The sequence below is a fragment of the Mucilaginibacter terrae genome, assembly GCF_042679325.1.
Lineage (GTDB): Bacteria > Bacteroidota > Bacteroidia > Sphingobacteriales > Sphingobacteriaceae > Mucilaginibacter > Mucilaginibacter terrae.
The window spans coordinates 216,469-237,839 of record NZ_JBHTMJ010000003.1 but is presented as its reverse complement, the minus strand read 5'-3'; the positions used below and the strand labels follow the sequence as shown (position 1 = coordinate 237,839).

15 protein-coding genes are annotated in these 21,371 nt (G+C 42.8%); 10 read left to right on the top strand and 5 right to left on the bottom strand.

What is annotated here, in order from left to right:
• Positions 1 to 26: 26 nt before the first annotated feature.
• Positions 27 to 2,645: a BamA/TamA family outer membrane protein gene (locus ACFQ3S_RS03130; protein WP_377161145.1), complete on the bottom strand. Its 2,619-nt coding sequence runs from the start codon at positions 2,643 to 2,645 to the stop codon at positions 27 to 29.
• Positions 2,646 to 2,934: 289 nt separating this feature from the next.
• Between ACFQ3S_RS03130 and ACFQ3S_RS03125 the strand changes: the two genes are divergently transcribed.
• From ACFQ3S_RS03125 to ACFQ3S_RS03115, 3 genes are all read left to right on the top strand, one after another.
• Positions 2,935 to 4,353 carry an alkaline phosphatase family protein gene (locus ACFQ3S_RS03125; RefSeq protein WP_377161143.1) on the top strand — a complete coding sequence of 473 codons (1,419 nt, stop codon included), beginning with the start codon at positions 2,935 to 2,937 and terminating at the stop codon, positions 4,351 to 4,353.
• Positions 4,305 to 5,507, top strand: a complete 1,203-nt coding sequence (locus ACFQ3S_RS03120; RefSeq protein WP_377161141.1) for a lysylphosphatidylglycerol synthase transmembrane domain-containing protein — start codon at positions 4,305 to 4,307, stop codon at positions 5,505 to 5,507. The genes ACFQ3S_RS03125 and ACFQ3S_RS03120 overlap by 49 nt, the downstream gene beginning before the upstream one ends.
• A 263-nt stretch (positions 5,508 to 5,770) precedes the next feature.
• On the top strand, positions 5,771 to 6,406 hold the full coding sequence (locus tag ACFQ3S_RS03115) for a phosphatase PAP2 family protein (RefSeq protein WP_377161139.1): 636 nt from the start codon (positions 5,771 to 5,773) through the stop codon (positions 6,404 to 6,406).
• Positions 6,407 to 6,500: 94 nt separating this feature from the next.
• Here the strand turns inward: ACFQ3S_RS03115 and ACFQ3S_RS03110 are convergent, their stop codons facing one another.
• From ACFQ3S_RS03110 to ACFQ3S_RS03095, 4 genes are all read right to left on the bottom strand, one after another.
• Entirely contained in the window at positions 6,501 to 8,846 is a 2,346-nt protein-coding gene (locus ACFQ3S_RS03110) for a hypothetical protein (protein WP_377161137.1), read from the bottom strand.
• Between the two features lie 92 nt (positions 8,847 to 8,938).
• Complete coding sequence (locus tag ACFQ3S_RS03105) at positions 8,939 to 9,805, bottom strand: SdiA-regulated family protein (protein ID WP_377161135.1); 867 nt, start codon at positions 9,803 to 9,805, stop codon at positions 8,939 to 8,941.
• 33 nt (positions 9,806 to 9,838) lie between these two features.
• Positions 9,839 to 11,878: a polyphosphate kinase 1 gene (gene ppk1, locus ACFQ3S_RS03100; protein WP_377161133.1), complete on the bottom strand. Its 2,040-nt coding sequence runs from the start codon at positions 11,876 to 11,878 to the stop codon at positions 9,839 to 9,841.
• A 4-nt stretch (positions 11,879 to 11,882) separates the two neighbouring features.
• Positions 11,883 to 13,133 (bottom strand): Pycsar system effector family protein, encoded by a 1,251-nt coding sequence (locus tag ACFQ3S_RS03095; RefSeq protein WP_377161131.1) that lies wholly within the window; start codon positions 13,131 to 13,133, stop codon positions 11,883 to 11,885.
• Positions 13,134 to 13,389: 256 nt separating this feature from the next.
• On the opposite strand from ACFQ3S_RS03095, the gene ACFQ3S_RS03090 reads away from it, so the two are divergent.
• The 7 genes from ACFQ3S_RS03090 (at position 13,390) to rseP (ending at position 21,346) form a co-directional block, all read left to right on the top strand.
• Positions 13,390 to 14,085: a phosphatase PAP2 family protein gene (locus ACFQ3S_RS03090; protein ID WP_377161129.1), complete on the top strand. Its 696-nt coding sequence runs from the start codon at positions 13,390 to 13,392 to the stop codon at positions 14,083 to 14,085.
• A 221-nt stretch (positions 14,086 to 14,306) separates the two neighbouring features.
• Entirely contained in the window at positions 14,307 to 15,257 is a 951-nt protein-coding gene (locus ACFQ3S_RS03085; RefSeq protein WP_377161127.1) for a glycosyltransferase family 2 protein, read from the top strand.
• A gap of 113 nt (positions 15,258 to 15,370) precedes the next feature.
• Positions 15,371 to 16,339, top strand: coding sequence for a glycosyltransferase (locus ACFQ3S_RS03080; protein WP_377161125.1), 969 nt, complete (start codon positions 15,371 to 15,373; stop codon positions 16,337 to 16,339).
• Between the two features lie 6 nt (positions 16,340 to 16,345).
• The gene (locus tag ACFQ3S_RS03075) at positions 16,346 to 17,119 is read left to right on the top strand and encodes a hypothetical protein (RefSeq protein ID WP_377161123.1); all 774 of its coding nucleotides are present in this window, start codon (positions 16,346 to 16,348) and stop codon (positions 17,117 to 17,119) included.
• Between the two features lie 3 nt (positions 17,120 to 17,122).
• Positions 17,123 to 18,628: a GH3 auxin-responsive promoter family protein gene (locus ACFQ3S_RS03070; protein ID WP_377161121.1), complete on the top strand. Its 1,506-nt coding sequence runs from the start codon at positions 17,123 to 17,125 to the stop codon at positions 18,626 to 18,628.
• A 152-nt stretch (positions 18,629 to 18,780) separates the two neighbouring features.
• Positions 18,781 to 19,980 (top strand): 1-deoxy-D-xylulose-5-phosphate reductoisomerase, encoded by a 1,200-nt coding sequence (locus ACFQ3S_RS03065; protein ID WP_377161119.1) that lies wholly within the window; start codon positions 18,781 to 18,783, stop codon positions 19,978 to 19,980.
• Positions 19,981 to 19,996: 16 nt separating this feature from the next.
• Positions 19,997 to 21,346 (top strand): RIP metalloprotease RseP, encoded by a 1,350-nt coding sequence (rseP, locus tag ACFQ3S_RS03060; protein ID WP_377161117.1) that lies wholly within the window; start codon positions 19,997 to 19,999, stop codon positions 21,344 to 21,346.
• Positions 21,347 to 21,371: the final 25 nt, after the last annotated feature.

The window sequence follows — 21,371 nt, the reverse complement described above, 5'->3', positions numbered from 1 at the left end:
CTGACTCACGGACTTCCCTGCTACACCTAAAACCTGTATCCTAAATTTACGTAGACAAACTTACCCTCGTTAGAGTGTGCTAATGTTGCCTGAATGAGCAATAGTTCGGCCGGTACCAGGAAGAAACCGCCCCCGTAACCATCGTGCCACTTGGATGATTTTTCTCCTGGCGTCCATACCCTGCCCACATCGTTAAAACCAATTACGCCAAAACTACCCGGAAATAGGTAGGAATTAAAATCGAAAATTTTTAAACGTGCCTCTATATTGTTGTAAACCATGCTTTTACCGGTAAACCGCCAGGTACGGAAGCCACGCAAGTTATCTGATCCGCCTAATTTCAACTGCTGAAAATACTCGGCATGGCCTAAAATGGTACCGCCACCAAAACGTGCGGCAATTACCAGCACCGAATCATGATCGGGGTTGGCAAAATAGCTAAATTCTGTTTGCAACTCAGTGTAGCGGTTATATTGTTGATTAAGCTGTTGTAATCCTCTCAAGGTAGTATTAAAGTATATCCCTTTTGTAGCACGTAATGGATTGTTACGCGTATCAATTTCTGCACTGGTTATTAAACCTGCATAAGTTTTGCTTGAAAATATATTAGATGACGCATTTTCCGCATTATACTGGCTTAAAAAGCGATTACTGTTTTCGGTGGCGTTAGCATAGTAAAACTGTCCGGTAACCCCCGCACTTAATTTTAATTTACCATAGGTATGCGCCAAACGTACATCGCCATACAGGTGCTCATAGCGGTTGCGGTAAAATTTTATACCTGTACCATCATTCCTATCAATACCGCCATCATCGTCATCGCTTCCTTTATCGAAGGTGGTATTGTTACCAACACCAAAAAAGTTACTGATGTTGTGCGGGCCTCTTGAGGTAAAATTTATCATCAGATCGTTTCGGCCTACAAGGTTTTTAAAATCGGCATTATAGCGTACCAGAAAAGATTTTCGGCCAAATGCATAGTTCACTAATAATTCCTGGTGCCAATCATAAGGCTGCTGCCTGAAACCATGTTTGGTAAAGGCGTAACCCAGGCTAAGTATTACGCCATAATCGTTATTATAACGGGCAAATACAATGGGCTCGGGACGGTCGTACTCAAAGTTTTTACGGTCGTAACTGGTTACATTACTGTCGGTAGATGTACGGATTTTGGCTAAACTACGTTCAGGCAGCACGTTGGCTTCGTCGGACCGGTCGTAAATAAACAACCGGCGCTTGTTTTCCACTTCTTTATTAACCACAAAGGTATCTATACCCGGTGCCCCAACCATACGTACGGTTATTGGCGATTTGCCGGTACCCGTTACCTTAAATTTGTCGCCGCCGCCAAAACCATACACCCGTATCTCTTTGGTAATATCGGGACTAAAAACACGCTCGTAAACAGCTTTACCTAATGTATTGTCTTTTTTTATGTTACGTACTGTGAGGCTAACTTTACCACTATCCTGCTGGTTAATCTCGATCTCCTCATTTTTTTCACTGGCCGGTACATCAACCTGTCCTGATAGGAAATTATAATATTCCATACCAAATTTATCCAGGTTATTACGGCGCGCTAAGAGCGTTTTGGTGATCTTTTCGCCCGATAATGCATACACCTGTTTAGGCATAAGGTGCATGGCTTTGTTAACCACCTCATCTGTTAAATGGCTTTGCACATAATCAATCTGCTCCTGCCAGTCGGCCGCGGTGAGTTCGTTTAAAAAATAGCGGTCAAAAAAGCGCCCGTTAAAGTTCCAGGCGCCAACGTCGCGTATCTCATCCTTATAAGGTTGAAACTTAGCCTTTAAAAACTGATGCGCCACAATCCACGGAAAAATGCCCGATGTTTTGTAATAAACCTGGTCGCGGTCACGGGGTATGGGGGTATAAACAGTTTCTTTTTTGCTTTTATCTTTATCCCATCTCCATTGATCGTCATGACGGTCCCAATCTCCAATAACCTGATCTAACAGGCGTGCCCGCAGAACCAGTTTTTGGTCAACCCGTACGTCGTTATCCTCACGCAGCTTTTTCTGTACTTTTTTGGTGTTGTCCGTATCTTCCGATTCCAGCGGCTCACGTTCTTCAAATAAGAAAACGCTGTTCTTGTAATCTTTGCTAAACTCGCCTAAAGCCGGGTCATCGGCTATGTAAACTATTTCGGGGTTGGAATGGGTAATGCCTAAAGCATCGGCCAGCGGAGGTACGGTTAAAGCCGCAAAAGGGTTGGCCGTACTGGTTTGATCTTGTATAATAGCCTTAGTTAAACCCGACCTTAATGTGGGCGGCAACACACGCTCGGGGTATTTTTGAACCGAACGCAATACCCACTCCTGCCCGGTTTTGTCTTTTAACCTTAACGATTTGCTTTGCATGCCTCCGCCTTTTTGCAGCACGGTTAAGCCACCCTTTTCTTTATTAAGGTTCAATACTCGTATTTTTACCGGAATGCCCCATTCTTTACGGTAATTTTCACCTAACAATACGCGGTGAACGCCGCTTACGTTATCATAACCGGGTGCAACAGCTATGGTGATACTATCGGCAGCAGCTTTGGTTTGAGACGAAGCAGTAAATGGCAGCAGAGAAACACCTGTTAGCAATAGTGAAAAAGAGAGATATAATCTGATATATGGCATTTGAATAATGTACACGGTGGTTAAGTAAATGTAAATTAAAGCTTATTTCGCATATAAACTCCAGCCGTAACAGCAAAGATGAACTTTTGTAACAAGTGTTCCCAATTAAGCACGAAATATTTATTAGAATGTGTTAAGATGCAGGAAGCTCTATATACCATTGTAATAAAGATGATATGCATTGTTTCACTTTATTAATCTGCTAATAAATTTATCTTTACCAACTATAAAAAACGTTTGGGACCTAACCCGGCAGTATTAATACGAATATTGAGTTAAGAAATAATTAATGCAGAACAGAAAACGAACCTTGTTTTACCTGGTTGACGGTGCCCACAGCGAAATACTTCCCGAACTGATAAACCAAGGCCAGCTCCCCCATATTAAACGCATTATTGACGAGGGCACTTACCGCAAAGCTACCACTTGTTTTCCCTCTACTACCGGACCGGCCTATTTGCCATTTTTAACGGGTCACTTTCCGGGTACTATGGGCATAACCGGGATCCGCTGGTTTGATAAGCAGGAATTTAAACGCACGCGCTGGAACAAAAACGCAATGCGCTCGTACTGCGGCCCCGAAGCGGCCTGGTTTAACACGGATATGCTTGCTGATAAGCCTACCCTTTTTGAATTGTTAGGCGAATCGTATAACCTGTATAATATGATTACGCGCAGTGTGCCCGATGAGTATGATTTGGGTAAGAAAGGCAAAGGGCTGTTATATACCCGCGCGCATTTCTGGAAACGCCACCACCCGGTAGATCACCTGGGCCACCAGCGCATTATGGAAATGCTGCAAAGCGGAAAGGATTTTGATTTTTTGTTTGCCGTTTTCCCGAGTGTGGACTGGGATTCGCACTATCACCACGTACGCGACCCGCGCACTATTGAAGCTTATAAAATTGCCGATAATAGCCTCGGCGAAGTACGCGCCCTATTAGAAGCTAAAGGCTGGTGGGATGATACGCTTTTCATCATGACCAGCGACCACGGCCTTACCCCTACCACCAAACACCTCGATTTAGGCGAATGGATGACTAACAACGGTTTAAAATCGGTTTATTATCCTACTATATGGAAGCGCAATCCTAAATCGGCAGTCATGATCTCGGGAAATTCTTTTGGCAGCATTCACCTGCTTAACCACGAGGGCGACCATGTGCTGCGCGAAAATGAGATTCTCACCGCTATGGGTGAACCATTGCTGAATAAACTGGTGAAGGAACCGGCTGTTGATTTCGTCATTTATCGAGGTGACAATGACAATACCTTTGTGGTACATTGTGCCGAAGGTAAAGCCACTATTGAGGCCGATGGTAACACCTTTGCCTACCGCCCCGAAACCGCCGACCCACTTCAACAAGGAAAGGTAATTGAAGTAACTGGAAAACAAGCCGTGCTCGAAGCTACGTTCGACAGCGAGTACCCTGATTCCATATTCCAGATCTATCAGCTGATGCAAAGCCGCCGTGCAGGCGATATTGTGGTAAGCGCCTGTGTGGGCTATGATCTGCGAGATTTTTGGGAGTACCCCGAACACTTAGGCTCGCATGGCTCCTTGCACCGCTTGCACCTGCATGTGCCGTTAATTTATAACCAAAAAGGCTGGGACGAACGCCCCGCCCGTACCGCCGATCTGTTCAATACCATTTTAAAATGGAAAGGCATCGAACCCCTACCCTCAGAGGGCAAGGCCTTAAACTAATTTACTTCAAAGACCTACCACAATTAGCCAAAAATATGCTGGATGAAAACGCGCAAGAGCCTGTTATGAACAAGCAACAGGAACAACAACTGGAAACCGAGGGGAAGCAGGAAGTACAGTCGGTATTTAATAAAAACCTCATTATTAAAGGCAGCCTTTGGTTTGCCCTGATTACGGTTTTAACTATTGCCGGCATTTTCTTTTACAACAATACCGGCGAAACGGTTGAGGCGTTAACCCATATCTCGTATAAATACATTGCCATTTGTCTGGGCATGCTGTTTATTGATTTGATGCTGGGCAGTTGGCGTAACCATATTTACATCCGTAAGCTTAATCCGGCGGTATCGCACTGGGTAAGTTTCAGGGCTAATGTGGCCAATATGTTTATGGGCGCGGTTACCCCGGCGCATGGTGGGGCGGGTCCGGCACAAATTTTTGTTTACACCAGCGCGGGCGTTACTTTTATTGATGCCTTTGCGGTAAGCTTAATTAATATGGGTGCCACGTTAATATTTATGCCCCTTGCCGGTTTTGTGGCCATTATGGTGATGGATACCAGCGCCGTAAGCGGCATAGTACCTACCATGCTTAAATATGGTTTCAGCTTTTTCCTGTTGTTTTTGTTAGCATTTTTGCTGGCCTTCTGGAAACCGGTTTGGGTGGGCGTAGCTATCAAAAAAATAGCCGACGGGTTATCCGCGCTCTTTCCTAAACGTAAAGATAAGCTGGCGGCCTGGGCCGAAAACTCCTACATCAGCATTGCCAAGTACCAGCAAACCTGCAGCGTAATTATTAAGCAGCACCCTTTCTTATTTCCGCTGAGTTTGGTTATTACGACACTGCTTTACATGAATAAGTATTGCATGCAATATGTGATACTTTTGGGCCTGGGCGTAAATGCCAGTTTGGTACAGGTAATCTCCATTCAAATCCTGATCCAGTTTATGATCTATTTTGCGCCGAGCCCCGGTGGCAGCGGATTTGCCGAGGTGAGCATATCGGTATTGTTCGGCAAGATCGTTCCTGCAGGATTGCTATCGATCTTCACATTATTACAACGCTCGTTCCTGCTCTTTTTCCCGGCACTTATTGGTGCTTATGTTGTAATTAATCTTTTAAGGAAACAAACACAGCAGCAACACCGTAAATAGTAAAAAACGGCATATCATGTTGATGATGGATTATTGCAGCGATAGATATAGTGTGTAGGCAACTGGTTGTAACGAAAATATATTTAACAAAAAAATTTCATCATACTTTAATTTTTTCTATTTTTATAAAACGATAGAATATTTTAAATACATTTTTGAAATATTTGCAATAAACACACATTCAACCTTTAGCCTTTCATTATTTAAAGTAAGCCGTTATTCGATAGTACATATACTTAGTAACCCCTTTTTACTGATAATTGATGAAGTTTAAACTGTTTGTTTTGATGCTTATTTTACAGGCATCAGTGGTTAAATCGCAAAACATAGATATCAACTTATTAAACAAGTTCAATCCAAACTCAGGAGCCGAAAACCCAGGCTGGAAATTTGTTTCTAACAACGCTATCTACATGTCGGCCGCTACACCGTTAGCCTTAATGGCAGTTGGTATGGCCAATCACGATCAAAAACTTAAACAGGTGGCATTCAGTACCGGCGTAGCTTTAATAGGTAATACCATAATTACCATGGGCCTAAAAAGCAGCATACAAAGGCAACGCCCTTTTGTAACCTTTGCCGATAAAGTTATGCTGCAAGGCAACACCTCCCCTACCGATTATTCTTTTCCTTCGGGCCATACCTCTACCGCGTTTTCGGTAGCTACCTCGGTAAGTTTGGCTTACCCGAAATGGTATGTAATAGCGCCCAGTTTTGCTTTCGCATCGGCTACGGCTTATTCGCGTATGTACCGTGGTGCGCATTACCCAAGTGATGTATTATGTGGTATTGTGGTAGGTTCAGGTACCGCTTACTTAACTAATAAGCTGCAAAAATTAATGTATAACAAGCGGACGCAGCGTCAGCAAAGAGCTTTAGCGTTGGCCGCTGGCGAGTAAATTCGTATAATTTAATTTTTCATACAATTAAGAAGCTCGATAGCTACGTGCTAAGCAATAACATGTTGTTTTTATGACTGTTGACAGTATTTATCTACCCCTCAAAATTTACACTAACGCGTAAGGCTTTCAAGCCTATTACGCCTTGCAACTCTTCCAACTCCAGTTTTTCTATCTCAGGAAGCAGCATGTTTTGCGCTTGTAACTGTTCAATATAAGTTAATTGTTCAACGGCCTCGTGTTCAGTAAAATATACTATGGCAATTTTGCCAGGCTGAGTTAAACGTTCATCAGAGTTGAGCAAACACACTTTATCAATCCGTTTTTTGATGACTTCGTACCGTATATTATACGCACCTTCTACATCAAACCGCCTTTCATCGTTACGGAAACTAATGTCAATAGCCATGCTGTGAATAAATATCAGCTGTGTAGTTTGCAAAGCCGCCGGCATATTTTCGAGTAAAATATGGGTTATGCGGGCCACTTCAACCATTGATGTAAGTTGCCACAAACGTATCTGCTTAAGATAGTGTGCTGTAAACGGCATTTTGGGGGCTATGGCTTGCCCTATATATATATCGTATTCTACCCCATCGGTCCTAAATTTTTCAAAATAATTAGGATATATTTTTTGTAGCTTATACTGTGCTTCTGTAAAGTAATTATTAACGCTTATATTAACCATTTGCATGGAGGTTTCCAAACGGTTACGCTGCGTAAAAGCCGGGCCTTCACAATCCAAAGCCATCATTTCCAGGTAACGGTCAACCAAGCTGCTATGGGGGTTTTGATCGCGGTATTTTGTTAATGCCAGCCCTGCCTCACTCTCCAAAAACTCGTTTATTAGCATTTCATCGCTGGTATTTACCTGGTTATTAACTATATGCATCCACTCATTCGCCTTTTCTATGAGGGTTTGCCATTCTGCATTAGGGTATTGTTCATCCAGTGTAAGCAATATTTTCAACAGTAATTTAATTACACGTTTCAGGTCTTGCTGCAAAGCCAGGTTACGTTCAAGTGTAGAGTTACGGATGTCGATAGCTCCATATAATGGATATACATCTTTAAAGCTAATGGTATTGTTTTCGACCAACCGGCGCTTACTTTTGGGTTCCCTGATCTGTTCCCAGGCAGTTTCATTAAATTTCCATTGAACCGATGGCTGAAGCGACGTAAATTTTTCTTTGATCACCTCATTAATGCAATGGTTGAAATGCTCAATGCTATTTTGTAACAACTGGGCAATTAACGGGATGGCAAACTCCAGCCGCGAAAGCAGGTTTTCGTAAAAAATCAGTTCCTTTTTGGAGTAAACCTCCATTACGCCTGCAATATGCTTATTATAAAACACAGGTATAACAGCGTACGATTTAATACCCGCATCATGCAGCACTTTAAGAAATGAAAATTTTTGCTGCCGGGTTTCAGATAATGAGCTAAAGAAAACGGCCTTGGGTTCTTTCTCATAACGGTTCACCAACGCATGATAGGTATCCTCGGCTATACCATGCTTTTTGGCCGATTGGATGAGGATGCTTTCCGAACATGATGACAGATCAAAAAGCGGTTCGCCATTAAGCTTTAAAAACGGCAACAATCCAAAGTTTACGTCGCTATTTTGGGTCAGGGTTTTGAGAGAACCGATCACACTTTTGTACAATTTTTTCTGATCGTCAACCGGGTTGGCAATAGCTTCCCTAACATCTTCGATAGCCTTGCGCGCGGTTACATCATCTAAAGTAATCACCGAAAACCCCTCCAGCTTAAAAATACTCAAAGGCAAAATATCGGCCAATACATCTACACCGGCATCTTCATGCAGGTAGTTTTCTATGGTCTCAAAATCCAGATCGGGAAGGTGGCCTTTAATATCAATATCAATAAAATCGGTGTTGATATTAATATGATAAAAACGCATAAGACCAGTATCGGCGTTGGCGTATGAATAATAAACATTGTTGTTAAGCGCGGTAGTAAAGTTGTACAGCCGTTTTAAAATGAGCCGGTAAATGAATTCCTTTTGCTGCCTTAAAAAAGTTTCATCATCTTTTAACACTGCTGATGCTTCGCTGATATCCTTACTGCTAAAGAGGTTAAAAAAAGCATCGGTACTATACAATATTTGGTTAGGTACCGGCGTGCTTAGCGCCCAATAGCATTCATTTTCACTTTGGAGTACGGGCGACAATGTACTATAGATCAGTTCAAGGGCGTACTCGTCGTTATTACCGGCTTCGGTTTTGGCCAGCGCATCATTTAATTTTCGATCAATATTAAAATGGTCGAGCACAAAGCTGTAAAACTTCGATTTAATAGTTTCCTCTTCCTGTAAACGTTTTTCGAGTTGTTGGGTAAAAGGTTTAAATGATAAGGCGGTTTCAACCTGTTCGTGGCCAGAAAGGTGTTTATTAATATAGAACGATCTTGCTTGCATGTATAAACTGCTACTTCTTACTTAAAAAAACACAGCTTAATTAATTGTTACAGCAGTGTTAATTTTAAGGTGCAAAGTTATTACAAAGCCTATCATTTTCCAGTCAAATAATTAAATTTTAATACAGTGCCTTTGCTAAACTCATCCCCTTCGTTAGAGATGTACATATTGCCTTTATAATCGAACGCCAGTCCTTCGGGTTGTAAAAAGGTTTTATGTTCTATAACATAAGCATCAAGCACTTTCCAGTTGGCATCGGCCACTACAAGCAAACCGTTTACCGACGATATGATGTACCACTGTTTGCTTACCGGGTTTTTGGCCATAGCCGACGGCCTGAAATTGATCTTACTTTCGCCCGAAAGCTGTTTGATCTGTTTAACATCTATCTTAAAATTACCGGCAGCTTTTAAAGTTCCATTAGTTGCTATATCAAAAATATAACCACTGCTGCTTTTGGTGGTCTTTTCATCATCGCAGTTTTTGCAGAGCACGTAAAGTTTCCGGGTATCTTCATCGGCATACATACTTTCATATTCGCCGCCGGGCAACAAGCCGTTTAACTCCTGCACATGGGTTAGTTCAGGTTCTTTAATTTCATTTAAAGGAAAAGTATAAAGTTTACCATTGCTTTTAAGCACAACTATCAAATTGCCGCATACGGCAACGTCCTCGTAATCACCATGCTTGCCAAACTTAGTGTGGTTAACCCTATCGGCTCCTAACTTGCCATAAAAAAGCTTACCTTCTTCATCCTGTATGGCGTAAAAAGTATCGGGGTTGCTACGGTTAAACGTTATGCCCGATATTTCGAGCAAATTTTCGGGCATCCGGTATTTGATGGGTGTATTAAGGTCGTAACCTTTGGGACTGGCCGTTTTTTTTTGCTGACTTTGCACGCAAGAAGAGCTTAAAAGGCTAAGCAAGGCAAAAAGGTAAATAAATGCTTGTTTTTTCATTATCAAAATCGGTTTCAGGCAGGTTAAATAATCCTATATTTTTTGTTTCAGCAATACATAGATCTGCTCCTGCGACCGTACTGCCGGTTTATCCTGTTTAACAGGAATATTATTTAATTGTGTATCGAGATGTACAGCTTGTGTATTATCTTTCAATTGAAGATCTATCAGCTGTAATACTTCCTGTTTCAAAACTTCATCATGTACCGGGAAACATACCTCAATACGATGATAAATATTGCGGTTCATCCAATCGGACGAACCCATATACACCTGCTTATTACCGTTATTGCCGAAAATAAACACGCGGCCATGCTCCAGGTAACGGTCAACAATACGGGTAACCATAATATTTTCGCTTTGCCCTTCAATACCCGGAACCAAACGGCAAATACTACGCACTATCAGCTGAATTTTTACACCTGCGTTTGATGCTTCATAGAGTTTGTTGATCAGCTTTTCTTCCTCCAGGTTATTCATCTTAATAATGATGGATGCCGGTAGGCCTTGCTGCTGATTGGCTATCTCCTGGTCAATAAACTCCATAAACCGGTTTTGCAAATTAAACTGCGCTACCAGCAGATTTTGAAAAGGCATTACCTTAGCGTTGATCGGCTTTTGCTTTTTGGAGAGGAAAATGAATAGCAGTTCCATCTCGCGCAGCAAATTATGGTTACCGGTTAGTAAAATATGGTCGGTATAAAAGCGAGCCGTATTCTCATTAAAATTACCGGTAGCCAATAAGCCGCGGTATTGCATCCTGTTACCATTGCGTAGCTTTACCAGCGCAATTTTAGCATGTACTTTAAGTGCTATGGCGCTGTAAATAAGCCTAGCCCCGGCAGCTTTTAGCTTTTTAGCCCATTTAATATTGTTGGCTTCATCAAAACGGGCTTTGAGTTCTACCAGTACGTTTACCTTTTTGCCGTTTTTAGCGGCACTTATTAATGCGTTAACAATTTTAGAGTCGCTGGCTACCCGGTATAACGATACATAGATCTCTTCCACATCGGGCCGGATGGCGGCTTCATTAAAAAAACGCAATATGGTATCGTAACTTTGGTAAGGCGTATGCAGCAAGTAGTCTTTAACCCCAATGTTATTTAATACCGATTGCGTTTCGGGCAGTTGGGTAAAGCGCAGGGCAGGCCATTTTTCAACTTTAAGCGATGTATCATTTACCGGGAATGAGGCGAAATCTTTCAAATTATGGTACACACCTCCCGCTATCATGCTGCCTTCATCTAAGCTTAAATAAGTAGCAATATTGTGCAGGATACGCAAAGGCAAACCGGGTTGGTACAGGTAGCGGGTAGCTAAACCGAAGTCACGTTTTTTAAGCTGCTTCTCTAACTGCTCGGCTAAATCGCCGGTGTACTCATCTTCAAAATCAAATTCGGCATCGCGGGTTATTTTAAAACTATAGCAGCCATTTATTTTTGGGGTAAATATCTTATCGAGGTTATAGCGGATAATATCATCCAGAAAAACAATGAACAGGTCATCCTGTACCGTAACACTATAAAATCTCGGCAAATCATCCGATGGAATGTTCAGAGCCACTAATTGCTCTTTGCCACCTTCTTGCTGTAACTGGATTAAAAAGTACAGCTTGTTATTTTCCGGAAAAAATGTACTCCCCTCGGCTAATGTTACCGGTTGTAAAAAGGCCATTACCTGGCTTACAAAATAATCGGTAACTGGCTGTACAATTTGCTGCGGAAAAGCTTTATTGTACAATAGGTGAATGTTTTTGGATTCGAGTTGCGGTAAAATGCTTCCGGTTAAAATACGGCCATATTGCTCCTGCTGTTGTTGCACCAGGTGCTGGGCCTGCAATAGGTCGTCTGCTTGTACCTCGGCGCCACTGGTGTGTTTTTTACGATTGTGCAGCTTATTTAATGCTTGAAGCACGGGCATGCGTACGCGGTAAAACTCATCAAGATTGGAGGAATATATCGAAAGAAAATTGATCCTTTCGAGCACCGGCAGGCTTTCGCGCTCAGCTTCCTGCAGCACACGCCCGTTAAAAGAGAGCCAACTCACATCGCGATTGAAAAATTCAGTTTGCATATATTTAGTGCTTTCCGTTACCATTAAGGGCGGCGGCTATTATAAAGGCCAACACCGATGCTATTAACCCGAACATAAATATATTATACGAAATACGTAGCAAACGGTATTTACGCCCCAGCACTACGCCCTGTGAGTACACGTCGATGATTAAACTGCCATATAAATACTCCCTATCGGCCATTACATTGCGCATCCCGGCAATATAATCGGGCAGGCTCATGCGGTAAAAATTACCGAAGAAGAGCAGGTTTACCTTTTTCGCCTCTACATCTTCCTTGGTAAAATACCCTTCGGGCAAAGACGGGCGGGTAGCCAATATGGAAAAAACCATAGTAGTTAAACTCACCACCAGTATAATAAAGGTTGGAACAATTAGATAGCTGTAATCTTCCAGCCGGCGTAAGAGCAAACTGATGATGGCCGACAAAATGATAGAGTTTACCGTGATCATGATATGTGCTTTGTTATCGGCCATATCGCTCAGGCGCTGGTGGTTGCTCGAGCTTACCCTAAACATGGTTTCAATACCTTTATCGGGCCTGTCCTTTTTTTTCACCTCTTTTTCTTCATAAACATCCACTGTTTGAGGCTTGTTTTCAATTACCGGGAGTACGGGCAAAGCTTCAATAGCCTGGGTAGGTTTATTTTTTTCGTTCCACTCCGCTTCTTTGTCTTTCAACCCCTGCAAGTTTTTTTCCTTTTGGTCGTTCAGGAGCATCTGCGCATAATCGGTATGGTAATGGTGCGCCTGCATAAATTGGATGGTTTTGTGACGCCAGTCGGGTTTACTGAAATCGCATTTATAAACCAGTTTACACTCTTTACGCAGTTGCTTATTGTTATCATCAAAATCTACGGTACCTAAGTGAAATACATCGGCATCGCAAATAATGCTTTGCAGCAAGCCTACGGGCTTTTGCGGCATTTTGGTAGCCATAATACAGCCTTTTACCTCTTGTATTACAGCGTTTTCTATATGCTGATTATTTAAAAACTCTTCGGCCAGGCGGGCACTTTGTTCCTCGTGGTTATCTAAACTTTCCATATAGCCCGCATCATGAAACCATGCGGAGGCTGTAACTACAAAAAAGTCTTTATCATCCAGTTGGTAATGGTTGGCTATTTGTATGGCTGCAGTAACCACATCCTCGGTATGCTTACGGTTATGGTAAAGCAGGTCTTCGTTTTTACGAAGCTTAAAGTAAGCTAATACCTGCTGTTTTACTTTATCCAGCAGTTCTTGATAGTTCATAGTGGAATGTGAATATGTTGCACAATGGTTGTAACCTCATATAACCGGCACCTTGCCACTGTGTTAAAGTACTGCATTATAATAAAATTAAATAATTTTAGTTTAGCCTTTTGCAAGGTATTTACCTATAGCTAACGCTTGTTAAAGGTACTAATTACTCCCAATTTATTAAAATACGCCATTAAGTTATCATTATTACGCTACAGGGATATATTAATCGTTTTATTTTTGCTGCCATAAGCACATTTACCAACTTATGCTTATGCTTGTATCAATGACCGGCCATAACTCAACTCTTTACATTTTACATACCATTGCTACCCTGCTGCTACTGCAGTTAACCGCTAAAGCACAGCAAGATGTTGTGGTTACCGCGGCTAACGACACATTGCTTAAACCAAAGTTAGCCATGAGCACACGTATTGCAGGCTCATCGTTAGATGACCGGATTATGATCCATTTTGCCGATAACCGCAACCCCCGCCAAACCGATTTCAACTATTTTATATCGAAAACTAATTTGTACGGCAACGCCCTGGTTCCGGCCAGCTTGCTCATCGGCGGCACCATCAGTAATAACAGGGAAATGCGTCAAAACGCACTGTATGTGGCCAGCAGTTCGGCACTTTCGTACGTGGCGGTGTTAATTATTAAACGCCTGGTAAAACGCCCCCGCCCCTTTCGGGGCAACTTCCGCATTTTCCCGGTTTATATAGCTGGTGAATATTCGTTTCCATCGGGTCATGCAGCTTCGTCGTTTAGCACAGCAACGGCCTTATCAATGGCTTATCCTAAATGGTATGTAATTGCACCCGCTGCCTTATGGGCTGGCTCGGTAAGTTACTCACGCATGTACCTTGGCCTGCATTACCCCAGCGATGTAGCCACCGGCGCATTATTGGGTGCAGGCACATCGGTTTATTTAAACACGGTGAGGAAGAGAGTGCAGTAAAAGATAGAAACAAGAAGTAAGAGACAAGAAACAAGAACCTTATAAGTTTACACATACTCCCATGCCTGGCTCTTGTCTCTTAATAAGAAACTCGCAAAGTCCTACCCTATTCAAACTCTTGGCTCTTGTTTCTTGCCTCTTGTTTCTCTCCTCCAATACCCGACTTTTTTTATATTTTTGCCTGTTACAGGTAGAGCCTTTAAGGCTTTTAAGCTTAATGCATGGATATTTCAGTTGTTGTACCTTTATTGAACGAAGTAGAATCGTTACCCGAACTTACCGCATGGATAAGCCGGGTAATGGAAGCCAACCGTTTTACGTACGAGGTTATTTTGGTGGATGATGGTAGTCGCGATGGTTCATGGGAGGCCATAAGCGGGCTGCATGCGCAAAATCCGGCTATAAGAGGCATTAAGTTCCGACGAAATTATGGAAAATCGGCCGCGTTAAACACCGGCTTTGAAGCCGCACAGGGCAATGTTATTATTACTATGGATGCTGATTTGCAAGACAGCCCCGATGAAATACCCGAACTATACCGCCGCATTATTGAAGAAAAATACGACCTCATATCGGGCTGGAAAGCCAAACGGTACGATCCGCTCAGCAAAACCATACCTACCCGTTTGTTTAATGCCGCTACCCGCAGCATGTCGGGCATTGATAACCTGCACGACTTTAACTGTGGTTTAAAAGCTTACCGCAAAGCCGTGGTGAAAAACATTGAGGTGTACGGCGAAATGCACCGCTACATTCCTGTAATAGCTAAATGGGCGGGCTTCACCAAAATTGGCGAACAGGTGGTAGAACACCGCGCCCGCAAATACGGCACTACCAAATTTGGTATGAGCCGTTTTATTAATGGATTTTTAGACCTGCTGTCCATATTTTTTGTAGGCAAGTTCGGTAAACGCCCCATGCACTTTTTCGGTTCGATGGGTGTGCTGAGCTTCTTTTTAGGCCTGGTAATGGCGGTTTGGATCCTGGCCGAAAAACTCATCCATATTTCAAATAACGAAAAGTATCGCAACGCTACCGATCAGCCTTTATTCTACCTTGCGCTGGTAGCTATCATCGTTGGGTTCCAGCTTTTCCTCACCGGTTTTGTGGCCGAACTGGTATCGCGAAACTCGAGTGAGCGCAATAATTACCAGATAGAAGAAACATTGTAGATGTGCAAATGGGAAGATATGCAAATGTGCGAATGCCCTTTTATCCTCACATCTGCCTTGAATGTTATTCATCATCTGCATATTTGCACATTTTAAATCTGCACATCTAATAAATGTTTTTTTCCATCATCATACCCTTATATAATCGTCCGCAGGAAATCAAAGAACTGCTGGAAAGCCTTACGCTGCAAACTTATAAGCATTTTGAGGTTTTGATTATTGAGGACGGATCGGTTAAGGAAGCTAAAGACATTGTGGCCGCATTTGCAGGCCGTTTAAATGTTCATTATTACTTTAAACCCAACGAAGGACAGGGCTTCAGCCGCAATTTTGGCTTTGAACGCGCCAAAGGTGATTACTTTATTATTTTCGATTCCGACTGCCTTATCCCCGAAACATACCTGGAAGTGGTAAACAACCGCTTCAGCACCAATTACCTGGATGCCTACGGCGGCCCCGATGATGCCCACCACTCCTTTACCCCCATGCAAAAGGCCATCAGTTACAGCATGACCTCGCCGTTTACCACAGGCGGCATCCGCGGTAATAAAAAAGGGATAGGTCAGTTTCATCCGCGCAGCTTTAATATGGGAGTATCGCGGCAGGTATGGGAAAAGGCCGGCGGTTTTATAATTACACGCTTAGGCGAAGATATTGAGTACAGTATCCGCATCCATTCATTGGGTTTTAAAATAGGATTGATACCCGAAGCCAAAGTTTACCATAAACGGCGCACCAGTTACCTGCAATTTTACAAGCAGCTGCACTTTTTTGGCAGGGCACGTATCAATATTTCCATGTTCTTCCCGGCCGAACTAAAGCCGGTGCATTTTTTTCCGGCATTTTTCACTTTGGGCTTCTTATTTACCCTTATAGCTAATTTGCTGATGTGGCCAATTGCCTTGCTGGGCAACTTTGTTTTGGCCTTATTTATTTTGTTGATATTTTTTCATTCCTGGTACCAAAACAAATCGTTAAAAGTTGCATTTTTGAGCATAGGCGCAGCCTTTATTCAGCTCACTGCTTATGGCTTAGGCTTTATGCAGGATTTTTGGAAGCGCAAAGTATTAAAACAACCGTAAGCATCTATGTATCACCCTTTTTCCATTGCCGAAACTATTAAGACAGCATGGAATGTTATCAAAAAGAATTATATCTCGCTGATTGTGTACTCGATGATCTCATTGATCTTTTATGAGATCATCAGTTTTTTCACCGGTTTTATTGTAGTTTATGATAACCAATATAGCCAAGTAGCGTTTGTTTTTTTCATGATGCTGGTACAATCGTACCTGGTTCTCAGCTTCTATAAACTTATATTAACCCTTATGGACAGGGAATATTACGAATTTGAGTTTCGGGATATATTACCATCGTTAAAAATGGCACTTTCGTTTGTTACAGTGGGCATATTGTACACTGTAGTTATTGGCACCATCATTTTCTTAAATTTAAAACTGGTAAACTATCCATTGCTTCAACAAATAATGGATAAATTAGAGATTTTAGGTATTGGATATTTATTGATCCGCTCTGTATTTTGTCTGTGCTTTATTGTAGACGAAGATTCGGGACCGATAGAATCGTTAAAGCAAAGCTTTTACATTACTTGGAATAACTTCTTTAAAGTATTAGGGCTTATATTAATTGTGGTGGGCTTTATTGCGTTACTGCTAATCATCATTAATTTATTTATCACCCTGTTATTCGATGTTGATAGCAACAGTTATATCGCTAAAATAGCTGCGATATGCTGGTTCGCTATATCGTTCCCTACCGTGCAGGTGATGATTATGGCTACTTACCGCAAATTGGTTTACAGCCATAAGGATTTGGACGATGACGTATCAGAAACCTTGTAACGCATGGGTGTAAAAGCGATACTGAGCAAACTGTTTGCCGCCTGGGTAAACCGCGATATTGACCATATACGTCAAAACGCGGTAACCTTGCAACAGCAAACCTTGCAACAACTCCTTAGCAAGGCTAAATATACCGCCTTTGGTAAAGACCATCACTTTGCCAACATTCATACCTACGAAGATTTTAAAGCCTTTGTCCCCCTGCGCGATTACGAGGACCTCCGCCCGTACATTGACCGCGTTACTAACGGCGAAGCTGATGTACTGTGGCCGGGTAAACCTGCTTACCTCGCTAAAACGTCGGGCACTACCTCAGGTGTGAAATATATTCCTATTTCTAATGAAAGCATGCCCGAGCATATTAAAGCGGCCCGCAACGCATTGCTAAGCTATATCCACGAAACCGGTAAGGCCGATTTTGTGGATGGCAAAATGATATTTCTGCAAGGCAGCCCGGTAATGAGCGAAAAGGCAGGTGTGGCTACTGGTCGCCTTTCGGGTATTGTGGCGCACCATGTACCGGCATATTTGCAAAAGAACCGCTTGCCCAGCTACGAGGTAAATTGCATTGATGATTGGGAGCAAAAGGTAGATGCCATTGTGGAAGAAACCCACAACCAGGATATGCGCCTCATTTCAGGGATTCCGCCATGGTGCCAGATGTATTTTGACAGGCTCTCGGCCAAAGCGGGTGGCAAAAAAATCAAGGACATATTTCCTAACTTTAAGCTGTTTGTTTACGGCGGCGTAAATTATGAACCTTACCGCGCCCGGATAGAAGAAAGCATAGGTTTCGGTATCGATACCATTGAAACCTACCCGGCATCCGAAGGCTTTATTGCTTTCCAGGATTCGCAAAAGGATAAGGGACTGTTGCTGTTGGTTAACTCGGGAATATTTTACGAGTTCATTCCTACCGAGGAGTTTTTTAACGAAAACCCAACCCGCCTGAGTTTAAGCCAGGTGAAACTGAACAAAAACTACGCGCTTATTATGAATACCAATGCAGGTTTGTGGGGGTACAGCTTAGGCGATACCGTTAAATTCACCTCGCTTAATCCTTACAAAATCATCGTAAGCGGTCGTATTAAACATTACATATCGGCCTTCGGCGAGCATGTGATAGGCGAAGAAGTGGAACATGCCCTCATGAGCGTTGCCCGGGAAGAAGGCATTGATGTGGTAGAATTTACCGTTGCCCCACAGGTTAACCCAACCGAAGGCGGACTGCCCTACCACGAGTGGTTTGTAGAGTTTGGGAAGGCTCCTGCAGATATACCTGCATTCGCCCAAAAAGTGGATAAAGCCCTCCAGCAAAAAAATATTTACTATTTTGATTTAATAGAAGGTAACATTTTGCGCCCTTTGGTAGTCAGAAGTTTACAGCCCGATAGTTTTATTAACTTTATGCGCTCGCAAGGTAAACTGGGCGGGCAAAATAAAGTGCCAAGGTTATCCAACGATCGTAAGATTGCGGATGCGCTGGCGATTGATGTTATTGAACCATAAATTATTTAAAGATAATACCCATGCCGAAATTGTTTCGGCACTCCAAAAGCCAAGGTATGCAAAGAGCTTACTTTTATAATGGGATGCTGAACTAAATTCAGCATAACTGATGATTTTTAAGTTATAATTTTTTAGACAGCGTATAAGTATAAATGCATATTCTATCTGATTCTCCTGTAAAGCAAATTGCCATTCTCGGTTCAACCGGCAGTATTGGTACCCAAACGCTGGAGGTTATTGCCGAAAACCCCAGCCGCTTTAACGCGCTGGTACTTACCGCGCATCGCAACGCAGACTTGCTTATTGCGCAGGCCTTAAAGTTTCGACCTGCTTACGCGGTAATATGCGATGAAAGCTTGTACCAGCCAGTAAAAGAAGCGTTAGCCCATACCAAAACACAAGTTTTAGCCGGTTACAATGAAGTAAAGAGCATAGTTACCCTGCCCGAAATTGATATAGTACTCACTGCCATGGTGGGCTTCGCCGGTTTAGAACCAACCATTAACGCAGTTAAAGCTGGTAAAGACATTGCCCTGGCTAATAAGGAAACGCTGGTAGTAGCCGGAGAACTGATCACTGCATTAGCCAAACAACATAATGTTAAGCTATTACCGGTAGATTCGGAACATTCGGCTATATTTCAGTGCCTGGCGGGCGAAGAACAAAACCCGATTGAAAAAATCATTCTCACCGCATCAGGCGGACCGTTCCGCGGCAAGGATAAAAACTTTTTAGAAACCGTTACCCGTCATCAGGCTTTAAAACACCCTAACTGGGTAATGGGAGCCAAGATCACCATCGATTCGGCTTCTTTGATGAACAAGGGGTTGGAAGTTATTGAGGCCAAATGGCTGTTCGATTTGCAACTGGAACAAATAGAGGTGATCGTTCACCCGCAGTCGATTGTTCACTCGCTGGTGCAGTTTCAGGATGGATCGATAAAAGCCCAAATGGGTTTGCCAGATATGAAGCTGCCTATACAATATGCCTTGGGCTATCCAGAAAGGATAAAGAACGCCTACCCGCGTTTCGACTTTACCGCCTACCCTAACCTCAACTTTGAAAAGCCCGATACGAAGACCTTCCGCAACCTGGTACTGGCTTTTGAAGCACTTAAAACAGGTGGCAACATGCCCTGCATTGTTAATGCGGCCAACGAAGTTGCCGTGGCCGGTTTCCTTACGGATAAGGTGAGCTTTTTAGGTATGAGCGATGTTATAGAACAATGTATGCAAAAAGTAACTGCCATTGATCGGCCATCTTTAGCAGATTATTTGAATACTGATAAAGAAACACGCATATTAGCACAAAATTTAATTGAACAAATGCCGTTAAAGGCATTAACGGTTTAAGAACGTAAAATACATAATGGATATAGTGATTATGGCAGGCCAGTTAATACTGGGCCTATCAATTTTAGTAATATTACACGAGTTCGGTCATTTTATTGCCGCCCGTGCATTCGGAATAAAAGTAGAAAAGTTTTACCTGTTTTTTGATGCCTGGAATTTCAGCCTGTTCAAATTCAACTATAAAGGTGTTGAATACGGCATGGGCTGGTTGCCTTTAGGAGGCTACGTAAAGATTGCCGGCATGATAGACGAGTCGATGGATACCGATCAGATGGCCGGTCCTCCGCAGCCCTGGGAGTTTCGTTCCAAACCAGCCTGGCAGCGTTTAATTGTAATGCTGGGTGGCATTTTTGTAAACATTGTTTTGGGTGTGCTTATATTTTGGGTGCTCACCATTAAATACGGCGAAAGCTACATCCCTAACGATGCCCTTAAATACGGTATTGTACCGGGTAGCATAGGTAAAGGTATTGGCTTGGAAGCTGGTGATAAAATTACTGCCGTGAACGGTCAAAAAGTGGAACGCTTCGAAGACCTTATCAGCTCTAAAGTATTAATGGGTAACAGTACGCTTACTGTACAGCGTAACACGCAAACGCTTAATGTTAAGGTACCCGGCAATATTTTGAACGATGTATCTGATCTGGGTATCGAGCAATTCATTAGCCGCATGCCGCGTACCACCTTTCGAGTAGATTCGGTAGTGGCTAACAGCAATGCCCAAAAGGCAGGCTTGCAAAAAGGCGACAGCGTGATAGCCGTAAACGGTGTACCTGTACGCTTCTACGATGAATTTGTTAGCCAGGTGCAACAATATAAAAATAAGCAGGTAGGCTTAACCGTAAGGCGCAACAACAACACTCTGTCTTTATCAGCGGCCGTAAACAAGGATGGCATGCTCGGTTTTGCCGATGGCCGCTTTGGCATTAAAGTAAAAACCGATTTGCCCGAAGAAAAAACCTTACGGTTTGGTTTCTTTGGTTCTTTACCAATTGGTGCATCAAAAGCTTGGGGCACTTTCAGCGATAACGCCAAAGGTTTAGGTAAGGTATTTACCGGCCAGGTTAAGGCCAACAAGGCATTATCGAGCCCAATAGGTATAGCAGTATTGTTTGGCAGCCATGTAGATTGGGTACGTTTCTGGAGCCTGGTAGGCTTGCTATCTATGGCCTTGGCCTTGATGAACCTGCTGCCTATACCGGCGTTAGATGGTGGTCATGCCCTGTTCCTCATTATAGAGATGATTAAAGGCAAGCCGTTAAGCGATAAGTTTTTAGAGCGCGCACAAATTGTAGGCTTTGTTATTTTAGTTACCCTTATGGTGTTTGTATTTGGTAACGATATTTATAAGCACATGATCAAATAGGGATCTATACTGGCCTCTTACGCGG